Source organism: Azospirillum sp. Marseille-Q6669 (assembly GCF_965111635.1).
The window spans coordinates 852,823-870,793 of sequence record NZ_CBCOOP010000003.1; the positions used below are offsets into that span (position 1 = coordinate 852,823).

The 17,971-nt window shown below is 69.7% G+C and carries 15 protein-coding genes; 9 read left to right on the forward strand and 6 right to left on the reverse strand.

The window, feature by feature from the left end:
* The 5 genes from urtC to ACWPXE_RS21320 all read left to right on the forward strand — a co-directional run bounded on the left by urtC (position 1) and on the right by ACWPXE_RS21320 (position 6,533).
* Positions 1–1,140: an urea ABC transporter permease subunit UrtC gene (gene urtC, locus ACWPXE_RS21300; RefSeq protein WP_454019369.1), complete on the forward strand. Its 1,140-nt coding sequence runs from the start codon at positions 1–3 to the stop codon at positions 1,138–1,140.
* A 5-nt stretch (positions 1,141–1,145) separates the two neighbouring features.
* Positions 1,146–1,892: an urea ABC transporter ATP-binding protein UrtD gene (gene urtD, locus ACWPXE_RS21305; protein ID WP_035675131.1), complete on the forward strand. Its 747-nt coding sequence runs from the start codon at positions 1,146–1,148 to the stop codon at positions 1,890–1,892.
* A gap of 160 nt (positions 1,893–2,052) precedes the next feature.
* Positions 2,053–2,748, forward strand: coding sequence for an urea ABC transporter ATP-binding subunit UrtE (gene urtE, locus ACWPXE_RS21310; RefSeq protein WP_014241091.1), 696 nt, complete (start codon positions 2,053–2,055; stop codon positions 2,746–2,748).
* Between the two features lie 183 nt (positions 2,749–2,931).
* Positions 2,932–4,332, forward strand: coding sequence for a dipeptidase (locus tag ACWPXE_RS21315; protein WP_454019370.1), 1,401 nt, complete (start codon positions 2,932–2,934; stop codon positions 4,330–4,332).
* 509 nt (positions 4,333–4,841) lie between these two features.
* Positions 4,842–6,533, forward strand: coding sequence for a methyl-accepting chemotaxis protein (locus ACWPXE_RS21320; RefSeq protein WP_454019371.1), 1,692 nt, complete (start codon positions 4,842–4,844; stop codon positions 6,531–6,533).
* Positions 6,534–6,619: 86 nt separating this feature from the next.
* On the opposite strand, the gene ACWPXE_RS21325 is transcribed toward ACWPXE_RS21320, so the two are convergent.
* On the reverse strand, positions 6,620–9,061 hold the full coding sequence (locus ACWPXE_RS21325; protein ID WP_454019372.1) for an ankyrin repeat domain-containing protein: 2,442 nt from the start codon (positions 9,059–9,061) through the stop codon (positions 6,620–6,622).
* Positions 9,062–9,266: 205 nt separating this feature from the next.
* On the opposite strand from ACWPXE_RS21325, the gene ACWPXE_RS21330 reads away from it, so the two are divergent.
* Together ACWPXE_RS21330 and ACWPXE_RS21335 are read left to right on the forward strand one after the other, a co-directional pair.
* Positions 9,267–10,181 carry an ROK family protein gene (locus tag ACWPXE_RS21330; RefSeq protein ID WP_454019373.1) on the forward strand — a complete coding sequence of 305 codons (915 nt, stop codon included), beginning with the start codon at positions 9,267–9,269 and terminating at the stop codon, positions 10,179–10,181.
* A 72-nt stretch (positions 10,182–10,253) separates the two neighbouring features.
* The gene (locus ACWPXE_RS21335) at positions 10,254–10,583 is read left to right on the forward strand and encodes a hypothetical protein (protein ID WP_129557155.1); all 330 of its coding nucleotides are present in this window, start codon (positions 10,254–10,256) and stop codon (positions 10,581–10,583) included.
* A 245-nt stretch (positions 10,584–10,828) separates the two neighbouring features.
* Here the strand turns inward: ACWPXE_RS21335 and nagA are convergent, their stop codons facing one another.
* Positions 10,829–12,016 carry an N-acetylglucosamine-6-phosphate deacetylase gene (nagA, locus tag ACWPXE_RS21340; RefSeq protein WP_454019374.1) on the reverse strand — a complete coding sequence of 396 codons (1,188 nt, stop codon included), beginning with the start codon at positions 12,014–12,016 and terminating at the stop codon, positions 10,829–10,831.
* A 489-nt stretch (positions 12,017–12,505) separates the two neighbouring features.
* On the opposite strand from nagA, the gene otsB reads away from it, so the two are divergent.
* Together otsB and ACWPXE_RS21350 are read left to right on the forward strand one after the other, a co-directional pair.
* Positions 12,506–13,330 carry a trehalose-phosphatase gene (gene otsB / locus ACWPXE_RS21345; protein WP_454019375.1) on the forward strand — a complete coding sequence of 275 codons (825 nt, stop codon included), beginning with the start codon at positions 12,506–12,508 and terminating at the stop codon, positions 13,328–13,330.
* Between the two features lie 90 nt (positions 13,331–13,420).
* Entirely contained in the window at positions 13,421–13,666 is a 246-nt protein-coding gene (locus tag ACWPXE_RS21350) for a hypothetical protein (protein WP_454019376.1), read from the forward strand.
* 19 nt (positions 13,667–13,685) lie between these two features.
* Here the strand turns inward: ACWPXE_RS21350 and ACWPXE_RS21355 are convergent, their stop codons facing one another.
* The 4 genes from ACWPXE_RS21355 to ACWPXE_RS21370 all read right to left on the reverse strand — a co-directional run.
* Positions 13,686–14,402 carry an ABC transporter ATP-binding protein gene (locus tag ACWPXE_RS21355; protein ID WP_038526759.1) on the reverse strand — a complete coding sequence of 239 codons (717 nt, stop codon included), beginning with the start codon at positions 14,400–14,402 and terminating at the stop codon, positions 13,686–13,688.
* Positions 14,399–15,145: an ABC transporter ATP-binding protein gene (locus ACWPXE_RS21360; protein WP_454019377.1), complete on the reverse strand. Its 747-nt coding sequence runs from the start codon at positions 15,143–15,145 to the stop codon at positions 14,399–14,401. The genes ACWPXE_RS21355 and ACWPXE_RS21360 overlap by 4 nt, the downstream gene beginning before the upstream one ends.
* Complete coding sequence (locus tag ACWPXE_RS21365) at positions 15,142–16,983, reverse strand: ABC transporter permease (protein WP_454019378.1); 1,842 nt, start codon at positions 16,981–16,983, stop codon at positions 15,142–15,144. The genes ACWPXE_RS21360 and ACWPXE_RS21365 overlap by 4 nt, the downstream gene beginning before the upstream one ends.
* A gap of 168 nt (positions 16,984–17,151) precedes the next feature.
* Positions 17,152–17,971 (reverse strand): oligopeptide/dipeptide ABC transporter ATP-binding protein (locus ACWPXE_RS21370; RefSeq protein WP_454019379.1); only part of this gene is annotated, 820 nt, incomplete at its 5' end.

The window sequence follows — 17,971 nt, forward strand, 5'->3', positions numbered from 1 at the left end:
ATGCTGACCCGTTTCTTCCTGATGGGCCTGGACAAGAAGGCCGGCGTGCTGCTGACCGTCCTGGCGGTGCTGGCCGTGGCGGTGCCGGTGATGGCGCTGGGGACGGCCCCGGATTCGCCCTGGCACCTGTCCACCCACACGGTGGCGCTGCTCGGCAAGTATCTGTGCTTCGCCCTGCTGGCGCTGTCGCTCGACCTCGTCTGGGGCTTCGTCGGCATCCTGTCGCTGGGCCACGCCGCCTTCTTCACGCTCGGCGGCTACGCCATGGGCATGTATCTGATGCGGCAGATCGGCTCGCGCGGGGTCTACGGCAACGCCGACCTGCCGGATTTCATGGTCTTCCTGAACTGGACGGAGCTGCCCTGGTACTGGCACGGCTTCGACCAGTTCTGGTTCGCCGCGATCATGGTGATGCTGGTGCCGGGCCTGCTCGCCTTCGCCTTCGGCTGGTTCGCCTTCCGCTCGCGCGTCACCGGCGTCTATCTGTCGATCATCACGCAGGCGATGACCTTCGCGCTGATGCTGGCCTTCTTCCGCAACGACATGGGGCTCGGCGGCAACAACGGCCTGACCGACTTCAAGGAGATCCTGGGTTTCGACGTCCAGGCCGCCTCGACCCGCGTCGGGCTGTTCGTGGCGACGGTGGTGGCGCTGGCGGCCGGCTACATCCTGGCGTCGGCCGTGGTGGCGTCCAAGCTGGGCAAGGTGCTGATCGCCGTGCGCGACGCCGAGAGCCGGGTGCGCTTCCTGGGCTACGAGACCGATCGCTACAAGCTGTTCGCCTGGACGCTGTCGGCCTGTATGGCCGGCGTGGCGGGCGCGCTCTACGTGCCGCAGGTGGGCATCATCACCCCGTCGGAATTCTCCCCCGCCAGCAGCATCGAGGCGGTGATCTGGGTCGCCGTCGGCGGGCGCGGCACGCTGGCCGGGCCGGTGCTGGGCGCGGTGCTGGTGAATTTCGGAAAGAGCTACTTCACGGCGGCGCTGCCGGAGTTGTGGCTGTTCGCGCTGGGCGGCCTGTTCGTGCTGGTCACGCTGTTCCTGCCCAAGGGCATCCTGGGTCTGGCGGCGCAGCTCCGCGACCGGCTGCCGGCGCGCGCCACGGTCACCGCCAAGCCGGCGGACCAGAAGGGAGTCTGAGAGACATGAGCACGGAAGACACCCTGCTGTATCTGGACGGCGTGTCGGTCAGCTTCGACGGGTTCCGCGCGCTGAACAGCCTGTCGCTGGTCATCGAACCGGGCGAGATGCGGGCGATCATCGGGCCGAACGGCGCCGGCAAGACGACCATGATGGACGTCATCACCGGCAAGACCCGCCCCGATACTGGCACCATCCTGTTCGAGGGCCGCACCGACCTGACCAGCCTGCGCGAGCCGGCCATCGCCAACCTGGGCATCGGCCGCAAGTTCCAGCGCCCCACCGTGTTCGAGATGCACACGGTCTGGGACAATCTGGAACTGTCGCTCAAGGCGCCGCGCCGCCCGCTGAAGACGCTGACCTATTCGGCCACACGGGAAGACCGGGCGCGGATCGAGGAGATCCTCGACATCACCCGCCTGTCGCCGCGGCGCGACCGCCCGGCGGGCAGCCTGTCGCACGGCGAGAAGCAGTGGCTGGAGATCGGCATGCTGCTGGCGCAGGACCCGAAACTGCTGCTGGTCGACGAGCCGGTGGCCGGCATGACCGACGCGGAGACGGAACAGACCGCCCATCTGCTGAAGGACATCGCCGGCAAGCATTCGGTGATCGTCGTGGAGCATGACATGGTCTTCGTCCGTGAACTGGGCGTGAAGGTCACGGTCCTGCACGAGGGTTCGGTGCTGGCCGAAGGCTCGCTCGACACGGTGAGCGCCAACAAGCAGGTCATCGACGTCTATCTGGGTCGGTGACCGAACCACATTCCCCTCTCCCCTTTGGGGAGAGGGTCGGGGTGAGGGGGCGCCTGAAGGGCGGAAACGCAGCCTCATTGCAGAGCGTTTCCGGCCTGCGGCCGCCCCCTCATCCTAACCTTCTCCCCGGAGGGGAGAAGGGATTCAGGAGAAAGCAAGCATGCTCGACGTACGGTCTGTCGATCTCCATTACGGCGCGGCGCAGGCGCTGCGCGGCGTGTCGCTGACGGCGGAGGTGGGGAAGGTCACCTGCCTGCTGGGGCGCAACGGCGTCGGCAAATCCTCGCTGCTGCGCGCCATCGTCGGGTTGAAGCCGGTGACCGGCGGAACCATCGCCTGGGACGGCGGCGACATCACCAAGCTCGCCCCGTCGGAGCGGGCGCGGCGTGGCATCGCCTATGTCCCGCAGGGGCGCGAGATCTTCCCGCTGCTGACGGTGCGGGAAAACCTGCTGACTGGCTATGCGCCGCTGAAGCGCGCCGACCGCTCCATCCCCGACGAGGTGTTCGAGCTGTTCCCGGTGCTGAAGTCCATGCTGGACCGCCGCGGCGGCGACCTGTCGGGCGGTCAGCAGCAGCAGCTCGCCATCGGGCGGGCACTGGTGACGCGGCCCCGGCTGCTGGTGCTGGACGAGCCGACCGAGGGCATCCAGCCCTCCATCATCAAGGACATCGGGCGGGCCATCGCCTACCTGCGCGACAAGGGCACGATGGCGATCCTGCTGGTCGAGCAGTATTTCGAGTTCGCCCGCGATCTGGCCGACGACTGGGCGGTGATGGAACGCGGCGAGGTCATGCTGGCGGGCAGCCGCGACGGGCTGGAGGAGAGCGAGGTCCGGCGGTACCTGACCGTCTGACACGCCGGCGTCCAGGGCATCCTCGCGAAGGCGGAGCCGCGGTCCCGCCATCCTGTGCTTCCCGTGGCGGGAACCGGGAACGCCGCTTTCGCGAGGATGGCACCCCTGCGCTTTGTGGAGCTTGGCGCGGAACCGCGATGCGCTACCATCGGTGCCAGTCATTCACACCGAAGGCAGTTCCGAATGTCGAGCGTCCTGTCAGCCGACCCCGTTCTCCAGCAGGTTGACCGCAGTTTCGAAGACTCCCTTGGCCGCCTCTGCGACCTGCTGCGCATCCCCAGCGTCAGCACCGACCCGGCCTACAAGGGCGACGTGCGCCGCGCCGCGGACTGGCTGGTGCGCGAACTGAGCGGGCTGGGCTTCGACGCCTCCGTGCGCGAGACGGCCGGCCATCCCGCGGTCGTCGCCCACCATCCGGGTCCGGGCGGCGCGGATGTGCCGCACATCCTCTATTACGGCCATTACGACGTGCAGCCGGCGGAGCCGCTGGAGCTGTGGAACAGCCCGCCCTTCGAGCCGGCCATCGTCGAGGCCGAGCATGGCCGCCGCATCGTCGCCCGCGGCGCGGTGGACGACAAGGGTCAGGTGATGACCTTCATCGAGGCGTTCCGCGCTTGGCATGCCGTGCACGGCACGCTGCCCATCCGCGTGACTGTCCTGCTGGAGGGCGAGGAGGAGACCGGCAGCCCGAACCTGCTGCCCTTCCTGAAGGCCAACGCGGAGGAGCTGAAGGCCGACGTCTGCGTCATCACCGACACCAACGCCTGGAACATCGACACGCCGGCCATCACCACCCGGCTGAGGGGCCTGCTCTACGTCGAGGCGACGCTGCATGGGCCGAGCCACGACCTGCATTCCGGCATGTTCGGCGGGGCGGTGCTGAACCCGATCAACGCGCTGACCCGCATCCTGGGCCAGATCCACGACGAGGACGGCCGCGTCCGCTTCCCCGGCTTCTACGACGACGTGGCCGAGCCGACGGACGAGGAAAAGGGGATGTGGCGCGACCTCGGCTTCGACGAGGGGGCATTCCTGGCCGGCGTCGGGCTGAAGACCCCGGTGGGCGAGGCCGGGCGCAGCGCGCTGGAGCGATTGTGGTCGCGCCCGACCTGCGACATCAACGGCATCTGGGGCGGCTACACCGGCGAGGGGTCCAAGACGGTCATCGCGTCCAAGGCGTCGGCCAAGCTGTCCTGCCGCCTCGTGCCCGCTCAGGACCCGGAAAAGATTCTGTCCGGCATCCGCAGCTTCCTGGAGGAGCGCACACCGGCCGACGGGCGCTGGGAGATCAAGGTGTTCGGTCGTTCGCCGGGGGTCCAGGTGCCGACCGACAGCCCCTATCTGCGCGCCGCCATGGCGGGGCTGGGCGACGTCTTCGCCAACAGGCCGGCGCTGGTCGGCAGCGGCGGCTCGATCCCGGTCGGAGGCTACATCCGGCAGGCGCTGGGCTTCGATTCGATCTTCGTCGGCTTCGGGCTGGAGGATGACCGTATCCATTCGCCCAACGAGAAGTTCGAGGTGAAGTGCCTGCACAACGGCATCCGCTCGCATGCGGCCATGCTGGCGCGCTTCGCCGCTCTCTGATCCGTCCCGGACCGCAAGTTTTCGTGGTTCAGCCCGCGGCTGTGCATAATGCGGCCGCGGGCTTTTTTTGCGCCTTCGGCCTTCGCTGGAGTTCTGTGATTCTCTCGCGAAACAAACGTTTCTCAAGTGAGAAACTTTACAAAACCATCAATGCAATAAATAAAAAGAAAAAAGTTTTTAGCGTTCGTAACGCTTTAATAGCTAGTTTACTTATGATGTGAGATAAACAGTGAGGCGAGTGCAGTACCGGTTGGCATCGGCACGCGGCGTAGAATGTCAAAAGGTCCTGTCGCCTAGATTAAAAGGAATCATGAACCCGTTGTCGACGTCAAGCGTGTGAGCTTTCCGCTCCTGTTTTGGGGAAACTCTTGCATAATCTGAAACCCTGTCGGTATCGCGTGTGTCGTAGTCGGAGAATCCCTTAGAAACGCGTTGCAGACAATGAAAAATTCAAGTTATGCACAAGGTGGCGCGCTGGTTTGCTCGGGAATTCGTGGAGGGAATGTCGCATGTCTGTTCTATCGAACGTCACGATAAAAGCGAAGATCGTGTCTTCGTTTTCCATACTCGTCATGTTTATCATCGCATTGGGTCTTTTCAGCATAGACCGCATTTCGACGGTGAATGACGCGGGGAAGGACATCCGCGACAACTGGTTGCCGAGCGTCGGCGAGATTGCCCGGATGACCGATTATTTCGAGTTCTACCGGATTCTGGAGTCCGCGCACATTCTATCCATCGAGCCTGCCCAGCAGGCCGAGGAGGAGAAGACCATGGCGGCGACCCTGGAGAACTTCCAGGACGCGGTTCGCAAATATGAATCCATGCTGACCCCCGGCTACGAGACCGAAACGTTCCAGAAGCTCATGGGCCATTGGGAGCGTTACCAGGAACTGAGCCAGCGAAAATTGCTTCCGTTGTCCCGGGGCAATCGCAACAACGAGGCGACCGCACTCTACAAAGGCGAATCGCGCGCCGAGTTCCGCAAGGCCCAGGCGCTCATGCGTGAACTGTCCGAATTCAACATCCGCAACGGTCGGATCGCCGCCGACCGGGGCGAGGCGACCTACGGGTCGAGCAAGACCCTGCTCATCGTCGCGATCTCCGTCGTGACCCTCCTCGGCGCCATGATGGGGCTGCTGATCATCGCCGGCGTCTCCAAGCCGATCCAGCAGCTCACCGGGGTGATGAACCGGCTGGCGGGACGTGAGCTGACGGTCGCCGTGGACGGCGCGCAGCGCAAGGACGAGTTGGGCGCCATGGCCCGCGCGGTGCAAGTCTTCAAGGACGGCCTGATCGAGGCGGACCGGCTGGCCGCCGCCCAGGCGGCGGAACAGGCGACCAAGCAGCGCCGGTCGGAAGCCGTGGAGCGGCTGGTGAACCGCTTCGGGGACTCCTCCGCGGCCTCCCTTCGCACGGTGGCCGCCGCAGCCTCGGAGCTGGACGCCACCGCCCACAGCATGACCTCCATGGCCGAGCGGACAAACATCCAGGCGACCACCGTCCAGGCGGCGGCGGAGCAGACCAGCGCCAACGTCCAGACCGTCGCCTCGGCCACCGAGGAGATGGCCAGCTCCATCCGCGAGATCGCGACGCAGGTGTCGCGCTCCTCGCAGATCGCCGGACAGGCGGTGGAGCAGGCGACCCGCACCAACGAGACGGTGCGCGGTCTGGTCGAGGCCGCGCAGAAGATCGGCGAGGTGGTCAGTCTCATCACCAACATCGCCAGCCAGACCAACCTGCTGGCGCTCAACGCCACCATCGAGGCGGCCCGCGCGGGCGAGGCCGGCAAGGGCTTCGCCGTCGTCGCCGGCGAGGTGAAGCATCTGGCCTCCCAAACCGCCAAGGCCACCGACGAGATCGCCGCCCAGATCGCTGCCATCCAGGGCGCGACCGACGGCGCGGTGCGCGACATCTCGGCCATCGGCGGCATCATCGGCCAGATCAACGACATCTCCACCGCCATCGCCGCGGCCATCGAGGAGCAGGGCGCCGCGACCAACGAGATCTCCCGCAACGTCCAGGAGGCCGCAGCGGGCACCCATCAGGTTTCGGGCAGCATCACAGAGGTCACGATGGCTGCGGGCGAAACGGGTGCCGCGGCCGGTCAGGTGATGAGCGCATCGGGCGAACTGGCCCGTCAGTCGGAAACGCTGCGCAAGGAGATCGAGAGCTTCCTGGCGGAGATCAAAGCCGCCTGAACGTCCGGGGGTTGGGCAGGATCGACATGCGAAAACGGCGGGCGTCCCTGGGGGCGCCCGCCGTCCTTTTTTGCTTGGCTTGCCGCTCAGTGCGGCTTCAGCGCCTCGACCACCTGCATGTGGCCCTGCAGCGCGCCGAGGGTGAGGGCGGAGTTGCCGGCGGTGTCCATGCGGAATGGGTTGGCGCCGCGCTCCACCAGCATCCGGGCTACGCGGTCGTGGCCGTTGTTGGCGGCGTACATCAGGGCCGACCAGCCGTGGCTGGCCACCCGGTCCACCGACACGCCACGGTCGACCAGGATCCTCACCACCCCTTCATGGCCTCGGGCGGCGGCGGCCATCAGGGCGGTCTTGCCGTCATCGTTGGTGGCGTCGAGTTCGGCGCCGGCGGCGGCCAGTGCGTGGATCACCGCCTCGTGCCCGCCCCAGGCGGCGTACATCACCGCGGTGGCGCCGTCGGCGGTGCGCAGCTCCGTCTTGGCCCGGCGGTCGATCAGCAGTCGCACCGCGTCGGTCAGCCCCTGCTCGGAGGCCAGCATCAGCAAGGTCTTGCCGTTGTCCACCCGCTTGTTGGGATCGGCGCCGCCGTCCAGCGCGCGCTTCAGCTCGTCGGTGCGGTGCATCAGGGCGATGGCGCCGTCACGGCTGTCCAGTCCGGGCCGGACCTCCGCGTTGGCCGGGGGCGCCGACGGGGTGCCGGACGCGGCGGCGGCTCCTACGGAGGCGGTGGTGGCGGGAAGCACGCGCCCTTCACCGGCCGCCTTGATGCGGTCGCGCAGATCGCCGGTGCTGGGGGCGACGATCAGGGCGCGCTCGTAGAAGCGCCGCGCCTCGTCCCAATTGCCGTCGCGCTCCGCCAGCGAGGCCCAGCGGCGGTAGGTCTCCTCCATGGTCGTCAGAAGCTCCTGGATCTCCGGCGTCGCCGGAGCGATCTCACGCAGGCGCGACACCGTCTCGTAGGCGTTGTTGTTCGGCGGGGTGGTCAGGAGCTTGGCGGCGATCTGCCGGCGGGCCTGATCGACCAGGGTGCGGACGCGTGGGTTCAGGCCATTGTCGCTGGCCGAGAAGGGCGTGGACGCCGTGGGGGGCGCGGGCTGGGGCATCGCCGGGGCGGCCATCTGGGGCGCCGGCTCATCGACCAGCGGCGGCAGGGTGGCGGAACCGGTCGGGCCTTCGCTCTGCTCCGTGCGGTATTCCGTCGCCCGCGGCTTGGGCGGTTGGGCGGTCTCCGTGGCCAGTGGATCGGCCACCGGCACCGGCACCGGCACCGGCACCGGCACCGGCGGCTTCGGCGCCTGGGCCGCCGGTGCGACGGCCGGCTGCTCCGGCTTCGCCGCGATGGTCGGGGTCGGGGTCGGGGCCGGGGCCGGCGCTTGGGTCGGCGTCGGGTTCGGGGCCGGCGTGGCGTTCATGGTGCGCGCGGCGGGCGGCGGAGCGTCGGCCCTGGTCGGCGCCGGACCCGCCACCGGCACACCCGCCACCGGCACACCCGCCTCGGCAGGGAGGGAGGCGAGGTAGGGGTTCTGCGGCCGGGCAATCGCCAGCGTGTCGGGGCCGCGGCTGCCCAGGCTGGGCTCGTCGGCGAATGGGTTGTGCACCCGCTCCGTCACGAAGCTGCGGATGTCCTGCCAGCCCTGCCGGGCGTAATCGAGCGCCCGTTCGGGCGTCGCCCCGGGAACGGTCAGGGCGACGCCGGCTCCAGCGGCGCCCAGCAGGATCAGCGTGGTGATCGCAGCTCCGGCCAGCGCGGCACGGCGGCGCGGGCGCTTGGCGGGCAGATCGGCGACCGGGGCACCGGTTTCCGGGATCGTCCAGCCGTCCGGCGCGTCCCAATCGTTGGCCGGCCAGTCGTTGGCGTCGCGCTCCGCGGCGCGGCGCGGCGGCGGCGGCGCGGCGCGCGGCGGCGCAGCCACCGGCCCGGCGGCAGGGGCGACGGACGGGCCGGCGCCGGGCGTCATGCGGTAGATCACGCCGAGTTCGCGCACCGCCTCGGCCAGTCCGGGGCGGGCCAGGGTCCGTTCCATCTCCGGCGTGCCGCAGAGAAGAACCTGGAGGAAACGCCCGCTCGGCGTCTCGGAGCGGGTGAGGTCGATCAGGTCGGCCAGCGTCGGGGCGGCCAGGACTCCCGCGTTCTCCACTGCCAGCAGGCCGGTGCCGGCGAGGTCGAGCCGCTCCTCCAACTCCTCGATCAGCGTGTCGAAATCGCGGTCGTCGCTGTCGGAGGGCAGGGCGGCGTCGCCGGCGGCGGACACCAGATCCTCCACCTGCGCCCCGGCGCTGGCGGCGACCGGAAGAACCAGCGCCCCGTCGGAGCCGACCTGCTCGACGAGTTGGTGGAAGACCGCGGCCCGTCCGGACCCGGCCTCGCCGACCAGCACCAGCAGCCGCTTGCGCGCCAGCAGGGCCAGGAGAAGGCCGTCGAAGACCTCCGTCTGGTCGGGGCGCAGGCCGGCGGCCTGGGGTTGGGGCTTCGCCTTCGCCGCAGAGCGATTCGAGGATGGCGTGGCTTTCGGAGCGGAACGGTCCATGGGGGCGCGCGCAATCCAATTGATGGGACGTTACACTCCTGACTCTAGTGGTCCGCCGTCGTCCTGCGACGGTGCAAAGGGACGGGACCGCCACCTCTTATGGAGGAGGCACGCGTCGGGATGGCTGATTCGGGCGGAGCGCTGCGCTATAGGGGGGACTGCTTTTTCCACCCCCTTCACTGTCCACCCGCGCTGGGAGTCCGTCATGGGCATGGGTCCGATGCGAATCGGCGTTGATCTGGGCGGCACCAAGATCGCCGCCATCCTCCTGGCACCCGACGGGACGGAGCGGGCGCGGCACCGCGCCGACACGCCGCGCGGCTATGCGGAGACGCTGCAGGCGCTGGCCGGCACCGTGGCGGCGCTGGAGGAGGGGGCGGGCTGCCGGGACGCCACGGTCGGCCTGTGCCTGCCGGGAATCGTCGACGGCGCCGCGGGCACCGTGCGCGCGGTCAACCTGCCCTGGCTGGACGGGCGACCCTTCGCCGCCGATCTGGCGCGGGCGCTGGACCGTCCGGTGCGCATCGCCAACGACGCCAACGCCTTCGTCCTGTCGGAGGCGATGGACGGCGCCGCGGCCGGGGCGCCCCTGGTCTTCGGGATCATCCTGGGCACCGGGGTCGGCGGCGGGATCGTCGCGGACCGTCGCATCCTGCCCGGCGCCAACGCGCTCGCCGGAGAGTGGGGGCACAACCCGCTGCCCTGGCGGGTGGCGGAGGACGGCCCGCCCGTGCCCTGCGGCTGCGGGCGGGAGGGCTGCATCGAGACGCTGCTGTGCGGCGCCGGTCTGGCGCGCCTGCATCTCTGGCGGACGGGGGAGACGCTAACTCCGCCGGAGGTCGCCGCCCGCGCCGCGGCCGGCGACGCGCCGGCGCGGGCGACGCTGGACCGCCATGCCGACGCGCTGGCCCGCGCGCTGGCCGCCGTCATCAATCTGCTGGACCCCGACGTGGTGGTGGTCGGCGGCGGCCTGTCGGAGCTGCCGGGGCTGTTCGAGGCCGTGCCGGCCCGGTGGGGACGCTGGGCGCTGAGTCCGGCCCCCCGCACCCGCTTCCTCCGGGCGCGCCATGGCGCCGAAAGCGGTATGCGCGGCGCGGCGTGGCTTTGGCCCAGGGAGTGATCCCTTCGGCCGATGTTTCGAAATTGGCGCGGCTTTTGCTCTATACCCTCCGACACGGAAGGGAGAGGGCCCATGTTCGGCTTCATCACGGGATTTCAGAAGGGGCGGCGCGGGTCTTCGCTGCAAACTGCAAATCAAAATGCCTATCGCAATATGCACAAGGCGCCTTCGTCGCATCCTGCAAACGGCGTAATGGTCAAACGTCAGTTGGAGGAGGCCTGCGTCCTTCTTCAGGACGCCGCCGACGACCTGGAATCGGTCCTGTCGGGAATGCCGATGCCCGCTGGCCGGGCCGACCTGAACGAGGCGATCGGAACGATCATGGAAACGTTGAGGCTGGTCGCCTCCGCCCATGCGCGGCTGGAACACCCGCAGATCCATGGCGGTGCGCTGGCCGACTGAGGGTTCCGGCCAGCGGCCGAACTGATGGGTCAGAAACGCGAAAGGGCGGCTCCGCCAGGGAGCCGCCCTTTCGCTTGTCCGGATGTCCGGACCCCGATCACTCGGAAACGGTCTGCCAGAAGAAGAACACGACGGCCAGAACCATCAGGGCGATGTCCATGGGTAAATCTCCTCGATGCTGCGTATGAGGGTCAAAATTCTGCGGCCTCTATACGACAGATTTGCGCGTGCGTGCAGGGGGTGTTTCACGGAACGGCCATTTTGCCGCTGATCCAGGTCGCCCGCACCCGCAGCCGCTCGTCGAGATGCACGAGGTCGGCGACCAAGCCGGGCCGGATGCGGCCGCGCCGTCCCGCCATCCCCATGAAATCGGCCGGGTAGGCGGAGGCCATGCGCAGCGCCTCGTCCAGCGGGATGCCGATCCGTTCCACGGCGTTGCGCACCGCCATCGCCATGTCCAGGGCGGAACCGGCCAGCGTGCCGTCGGCGGTGACACAACGCCCGTCCTCCACCCGGATGTCCTCGCCGTAGAGCTGGAAATTGCCGGCCGGGTGATCTTCGGGAGTGCCGACCGGCGGCATCGCGTCGGTCACCAGGAACAGCCGGCCGGGGGCCTTCGCCTTCCAGGCCAGACGGACGGAGGCGTCATGGACATGGTGTCCATCGACGATGATCCCGCACCAGACCGCATCGTCCTCCAGCGCGGCCCCGACCATGCCGGGCTCACGGGAGCCGAGCGGGCTCATGGCGTTGAACAGGTGGGTCACCCCGGTGATGCCCGCGGCGAAGCCGGCCTTGGCCTGAGCCCAGGTGGCGGTGCTGTGACCGGCGGCGATGCGCAGGCCGGCGGCGGCGAGCCGGCGGATCGGCTCCGGCGGAACCGCCTCCGGCGCCAGCGTGACCAGGGCCGGCAGGCCGGAGAGGCCGCCGAGCAGGGCGAGGTCGTCCGCGTCGGGGGGCGCGATGAAGCGCGCGTCGTGGACGCCGCGGCGTTCCGGCGCGATGTGCGGGCCTTCCAGATGGATGCCGAGCACGCCGGGCATCCCCTGTGCCAGCGCGGCGCGCACCGCGGCGACGGCGGCGCCACGCTTTTCGGCCGAGTCGGTGATGAGGGTGGGCAGCAGGCCGGTGGTGCCGAAGCGGCGATGCGCCTCGGCGATGCGGCGCAGCGTCGGCAGATCGGGCGTGTCGTTGAACAGCGCGCCGCCACCGCCATTCACTTGGAGGTCGATGAATCCGGGGGCGAGGATGCCGCCGCCCAGATCGATCACCTCGGTCTCCGGCGGAATCGCCTCGGGCGCGACTATGGCGGCGATGGCCGGGCCGTCGATCAGCAGGGCGGCGCCCGCCAGCACCGAGTCGCCGGTATGGAGCGTGGCGTTGACCAGCGCCTTGAGCGGCCGGTCGTCGGCGGGGCTGTGTGCGTGATTCAAGTCGGCACCCGGTGGTTGCGGCGGGGATCGGCGGTGGGCCGACAGGAAAACCCGGCGGGGCCGACGGCGCAAGAGCGCGTCGTGGGGGCAAAACCCTTTCATCTGTGCGGATTATGCCGCTGGATTTGTTGGGGTATGGTGTTTGTTAGGGATTGCCAGAAGGGACAGGTTTCTGGCAGAAAAAAGGCCGCTGACGAACAGCGGCCTGAGTTTAGGGAGGAAACGCCCAAGAAGGGCGAAGCAGCAATCTCTTGCTGCGCTGCAAAATTAACAAAGATCTCAGGCGGGTGAAAACCCCGAAGCAATGGCCCCTTGCGGGGCCGTTGCTTTTTCCGGGGTCGCTGTGACCGAAGAGTCACAATCGTATCGAGTGCGATAACGTCGTTGGTTAACGCATCCGGACCTGATGGCGCGCTTGCCCGTTGTTCCGATCATGCGCCGGCGCGACAGCGCCCACCGACGATGCCCCGGACACGAAGGAGAGCGCCCGTGACCGACCAGCACCCCCCTGCTTCCACCGAAGGCAAGCCGTCGGCGCTCGTCCGGTTCGACGCCTTCGCGGCGATGCTGGGCGACCGGCGGCCCGCCGTCTTCCTCGACTATGATGGCACCCTGACGCCCATCGTGGAGCGGCCCGATCTGGCGATCCTCGACGAGTCCGTGCGCGCGGTGATCCGGCGGCTGGCCGGGCTGTGCCCGGTGGCGGTGGTCAGCGGGCGTGATCTGGAGGATGTGGCCCGCCATGTCGGGATCGACGATCTGATCTACGCCGGCAGCCACGGCTTCGACATCCGCGGCCCGGGCCTGCGCACCCAGATCGGCGAGGAGTATCTGGGCGCCCTCGACGCGGCCGAAGCAGACCTGCTGCGGCGCCTGCACGGGGTCGAGGGCGCGCTGGTCGAGCGCAAGCGCTTCGCCATTGCCATCCACACCCGGCGGGTGGTCCCGGACCACAAAGCGTCGGTCGGCGACGCGGTGCAGGACGTTGCTGTGGCCTTTACGGAGCTGCGCGTCACCGGCGGCAAGGAGATCCACGAGTTGCGGCCCAACGTCCCCTGGGACAAGGGCAAGGCGGTCCTGTCGCTGCTCGACACCCTGGGTCTGGCGGGACCGGAGACGCTGCCGCTCTATCTCGGCGACGACGAGACGGACGAGGACGCCTTCCGCGCCCTGGCGGCGCGTGGAGAGGGGCGGGGAGTGGGCATCCGCGTCATGGACCCGCCAGCCCCCAGCGCCGCCGGATGGAGCCTGAAGGACCCGGCGGAGGCCGGCGCCTTTCTCGACCGTCTGGTCGTCTGGCTGGCGGAGGGTTGAACCAGCCCGCCGGTCCCCACAGGCGGGTCCCCATCGCTTTTCCGACGAAAAAGGGGTACGCTGGTCGCCGATCAATCGAGGGGTTCCACCATGGACATCGGCGCGCTCGGCGCACCGCGGATGCCGTCCCTGCCCGACGCCCAGGCCTCGGCCCTAGCGGGGCTTCAGGGCGCCCAGTCCCGCGCCGACGAGGCGGGCGCGCAACTCGCCGCCGGCAACCTCGACCCAGCGGTGGTGGTCAGCCTCTCCTCGGCCCAGACCGACTTTGCCGCCAACGTCAAGGTCATGCAGGTCGCGCAGGAGAACACCAAGCGCGTCCTCGACATGCTGGTGTGAGTCTTCACACCGCCAGCCCTCACACCGCCAGATAGGCCCGGCGCACCGTTTCATCCTCCAGCAGCGTCCGCATCGGGCCTTCGAAGCGGATCTGCCCCTTCTCGATGACGCTCGCGCGGTCGGCGACCGCGGCGGCGAAGGCGAGATTCTGTTCGGACACGAGGATCGACAGCCCCTCGGCCTTCAGGGCGCGCAGGGCGTCGGCCATCTGCTGCACGATGCGCGGGGCCAGCCCCTCCGACGGTTCGTCGAGCAGCAGGAGCGACGGGTTGCCCATCAGCGTGCGGGCGAGCGTCAGCATCTGCTGCTCGCCGCCGCTCATCCGCCCGCCGCGGCGGCCCCGCATCTCGGCGAGGTTGGGGAAGAGGGCGTAGAGCCGCTCCGGCGTCCAGTGGGGCGCTCCGTCGCGGGGGGGCTGGCGGCCGACCTCCAGATTCTCCTCCACCGTCAGGTCGGTGAAGACGCGGCGGTCCTCCGGCACATAGCCGAGACCGAGCCGCGCGATGCGGTGCGGCGGCAGGCCGGAGACCTCGCGCCCGTCGAAGGCCACCGCGCCGGAGCGCCGGTCGAGCAGGCCCATGATCGCCTTCATCGTCGTCGTCTTGCCGGCGCCGTTGCGGCCCATCAGCGCGACCACCTCGCCCCGACCCACCGCCAGATCGACTCCGGTCAGGATGTGGGCGCGCCCGTACCAGGCCTGGAGCCCACGAACGCTCAGAAGGGGCTGGCCGGTCATGCCGCACCTCCCAGATAGACGGCCTGCACCCGCGGGTCGGCGCGCACGGCGTCGGGCGTGCCCTCGGCGATCAGCTGGCCGCGGTCGAGCACGATGATGCGGGTGGCGTGGCCGAACACGACGTCCATGTCATGCTCCGTGAACAGAACGGCGAGGCCGCGCTCGCGGACGAGGGAGGAGGTCAGCGCCATCAGCTCCTGCCGCTCGCCGGGGGCCATGCCGGCGGTGGGTTCGTCCATCAGCAGGACCTTCGGGGCGCCGGCCAGCGCCATGGCGAGTTCGACGCGCTTCAGGTCGCCATAGGCCAGCACGCCGCAGGGCCGCTCCGCCTGTGCGCCCATGCCGACGCGCTCCAGCAGGGCCATCGCCTCGTCGCGGAACCCGGAGGCCGCCGGGACCCACAGCCCGAACAGGCGCCTGTGGACGGAGAGGAGGACCATCTGCACGTTCTCGCGCACCGTCATCGAGGCGAAGGTGGCGGTGATCTGGAAGGTGCGACCGACGCCCATCCGCCAGATGCGGCGCGGCGGCAGACCGACGATGTCCACCCCGTCCAGCCGCACCGTCCCAGCGTCGGGCCGCAGATGGCCGTTCAGCAGGTTGAAGCAGGTCGTCTTGCCGGCGCCGTTCGGCCCGATCAGCGCCAGAACCTCCCCGGCGTCCAGCGCGAAGGACACGCCGCGCACGGCCTGCACGCCGCCGAAGGCCCGTTGGAGATTTTCTACAGAGAGGCGGCGGCTCATAAGTCCCTCCCGCGGGTCCACAGGTCGCGGACGAAGCCGGCGACGCCCTTGGGGAAGGCGAGCACCAGCACCAGGATGACGGCGCCCAGGACCAGCCGCCACCAGTCGGTCCGGCTCATCGCTTCGGTCTCCAGCAGGTGGAACAGGGCCGCACCCACCACCGGGCCGCTCAGCGTCTGGATGCCGCCCATCAACACCATGACCAGCGCGTCCACAGACACAGGAACGGCCATCAGGGTGGGAAAGACGCTGCCCTTGGCGAAGGCGTAGAGCCCGCCGGCCAGCCCGGCGGCGGAGCCGGCGAGGGCGAAGCTCAGCCACTGGTGCCGCCGAACGTCGATGCCCACCGATTCGGCGCGCAGCGCGGAGTCGCGCCCGGCGCGCAGCGTGTAGCCGAAGGGCGCGAAAGCGGCACGGCGCAGCAGCAGCAGCGCGCCCCCGGACAGCGCCAGGGTCAGCCAGTAATAGGCCGCCTTGCCCGCCGCCCAGTCCGGCGGCCAGACGCCGAGGATGCCGTTGTCGCCCCCGGTGAAGCCGTACCACTGGAAGGTCACCGACCAGACGATCTGCGCGAAGGCCAGCGTGAGCATGGCGAAGTAGAGGCCCGACCGCCGCACGCAGAACCAGCCGGCGGCCAGCGCGCCCAGCCCGGCGACCAGCGGGGCGGCGGCCAGCGCCAGCGGCATGGGGGCGGCCAGATGCTTGACCAGCAGCGCCGCGCCGTAAGCGCCCAGCCCGAAATAGGCGGCGTGCCCGAAGGAGACGAGGCCGCCCAGCCCGATCAGCAGATGCAGGCTGGCCGCCAGCAGCGCCAGGATCACCACCTCGGTCAACACGATCAGCGCGTAGTCGCCGGCGACCAGCGGCACCGCGGCCAGCAGGGCGAGCAGCAGGGCGGGCGCCCAGCGCGCCGCGCCGGCCGCGGCGATCAGTGGCGGGCCGGGGCTGGCGGCGGTGGGCGGCGCGTCCTCGGCGCGGCCGAGCAGCCCGTAGGGGCGGATCACCAGCACCACCGCCATGAACAGGAAGACCAGGACCAGCGTGATCTGCGGGAAGACCAGGATGCCGAAGGCCTGCAACTGCCCGATCAGCAGCGAGGCGACGAAGGCGCCGGTCAGGCTGCCCATGCCGCCGACCACGACGACGACGAAGGCCTCGACCACGATGGCCATGTCCATGTGCAGGTTCACCGCCTCGCGCGGGACCTGGAGCGCGCCTCCCAGCCCGGCCAGCGCCGACCCCAGGAACAGCACCCCGGTGAACAGCCGCGCCGGATCGACGCCGAGCGCCGAGGCCATGTCGCGGTCCTGAGTCGCCGCGCGAACCAGCGTGCCCCAGCGCGTGCGGTTGAACAGCAGCCAGAGCAGGCCCAGCACCAGCGGCCCCAGCCCGATCAGCACGAGGTCGTAGAGCGGGAAGGGCTGGTCGAGAATTTCGACGGAGCCGCGCAGCCCCGGCGCCCGCCGGCCGAGCAGATCCTCCGACCCCCAGATCCAGGAGGCGGCGTCCTGCACCACCAGCACCACGCCGAAGGTGGCGAGCAGCTGGAACAGCTCCGGCGAGCGGTAGAGGCGGCGCAGCAGCCCGACCTCCATCAGCGCGCCGAGCAGCCCGACCGCCAGCGATGCCGCAGCCACGGCGCCCCAGAAGCCCAGCGGCGTGGTCCCCCAACGCTCCACCAGCGTCCAGCCGAGATAGGCGCCCAGCATGTAGAAGGAGCCGTGCGCGAAATTCACGATCCGCGTCACGCCGAACACGATGGTCAGCCCGGACGACACCAGGAACAGCGTCGCCGCCGTGGCGAGGCCGCTGAGGAATTGCACGAGGTAGAAGGACATCGGCTCTTTTCGGCAGTCTGCGGGAGCGGGGGCTTGCCCCCTCCTAGCCCTCCCCCGCTTCGCAGGGGAGGGGACTAAATTTCCCTCTCCTGCGGAGCGGGGGAGGGAAGGGGCCCGCGGCGCAGTCGTGGGAAGGGTGGGGGCAACCACTCCACCCTTTCGAACCGCTCACCCCGCCAGCAGACAGGCCACCCGATGCCCCTCCCCCACCCCACGCAACGCCGGCACCTCACGCTTGCAGTCCGGCCGAGCCGCCGGACAGCGCGGGTGGAAGGGGCAGCCGGCGGGCCGCTGCGCCAGGGACGGCGCCTCGCCGCGCACCGGCGCCACGCCATCCGGCAGGGCACGGCGGGAATCGGCCAGCAGGGCCTGGGTGTAGGGGTGGCACGGGCGCTCGAACAGGGCGTCCACCGGCCCCTCCTCGACCACGCGGCCGAGATACATGACGACCACCCGGTCGCAGATGTGGCCGACCACCGACAGGTCGTGGCTGATGAACAGGATCGCCAGACCGTCTTGGTCGCGCAGATCGAGAAACAGGTTGAGGATGCCGGCGCGCACCGACACGTCGAGCGCGGTCACCGGCTCGTCGCAGACCAGCAGGTCGGGCCCCACGGCGAGCGCGCGGGCGATGCCGATGCGCTGGCGCTGCCCGCCGCTGAAGCGGTGGGGATGGTGGTGGCGCAGCGCCGGGTCGAGGCCGACGCGCAGAAGCTGCGCCGCCACATGCTCGGCCAGCGCGGCGCGCGGCACCAGCCGGTGGTAGCGCACCGCCTCGCCGACGATCTCCTCGACGGTGAAGCGCGGGTTCAGGCTGGCGTGGGGGTTCTGGAAGACCATCTGCACGCGCAGCCTAGCGGCCCGCGCCTCGGCGGCGGGCCGTTCGGCGACGTCCTGCCCGTCGATCAGCACGCGGCCGGCGCTGGGCGGCAGGAGCCCGGCGGCGATCCGCGCCACCGTCGATTTCCCGCAGCCCGACTCCCCGACC

Bases quoted from the DNA above. Each gene is read 5' to 3' on its own strand.
- urtC (WP_454019369.1), top strand. From the start codon at position 1: ATGCTGACCCGTTTCTTCCTGATGGGCCTGGACAAGAAGGCCGGCGTG.
- urtD (WP_035675131.1), top strand. From the start codon at position 1,146: ATGAGCACGGAAGACACCCTGCTGTATCTGGACGGCGTGTCGGTCAGC.
- urtE (WP_014241091.1), top strand. From the start codon at position 2,053: ATGCTCGACGTACGGTCTGTCGATCTCCATTACGGCGCGGCGCAGGCG.
- ACWPXE_RS21315 (WP_454019370.1), top strand. From the start codon at position 2,932: ATGTCGAGCGTCCTGTCAGCCGACCCCGTTCTCCAGCAGGTTGACCGC.
- ACWPXE_RS21320 (WP_454019371.1), top strand. From the start codon at position 4,842: ATGTCTGTTCTATCGAACGTCACGATAAAAGCGAAGATCGTGTCTTCG.
- ACWPXE_RS21325 (WP_454019372.1), bottom strand. From the start codon at position 9,061: ATGGACCGTTCCGCTCCGAAAGCCACGCCATCCTCGAATCGCTCTGCG.
- ACWPXE_RS21330 (WP_454019373.1), top strand. From the start codon at position 9,267: ATGGGCATGGGTCCGATGCGAATCGGCGTTGATCTGGGCGGCACCAAG.
- ACWPXE_RS21335 (WP_129557155.1), top strand. From the start codon at position 10,254: ATGTTCGGCTTCATCACGGGATTTCAGAAGGGGCGGCGCGGGTCTTCG.
- ACWPXE_RS21350 (WP_454019376.1), top strand. From the start codon at position 13,421: ATGGACATCGGCGCGCTCGGCGCACCGCGGATGCCGTCCCTGCCCGAC.
- ACWPXE_RS21355 (WP_038526759.1), bottom strand. From the start codon at position 14,402: ATGACCGGCCAGCCCCTTCTGAGCGTTCGTGGGCTCCAGGCCTGGTAC.
- ACWPXE_RS21360 (WP_454019377.1), bottom strand. From the start codon at position 15,145: ATGAGCCGCCGCCTCTCTGTAGAAAATCTCCAACGGGCCTTCGGCGGC.
- ACWPXE_RS21365 (WP_454019378.1), bottom strand. From the start codon at position 16,983: ATGTCCTTCTACCTCGTGCAATTCCTCAGCGGCCTCGCCACGGCGGCG.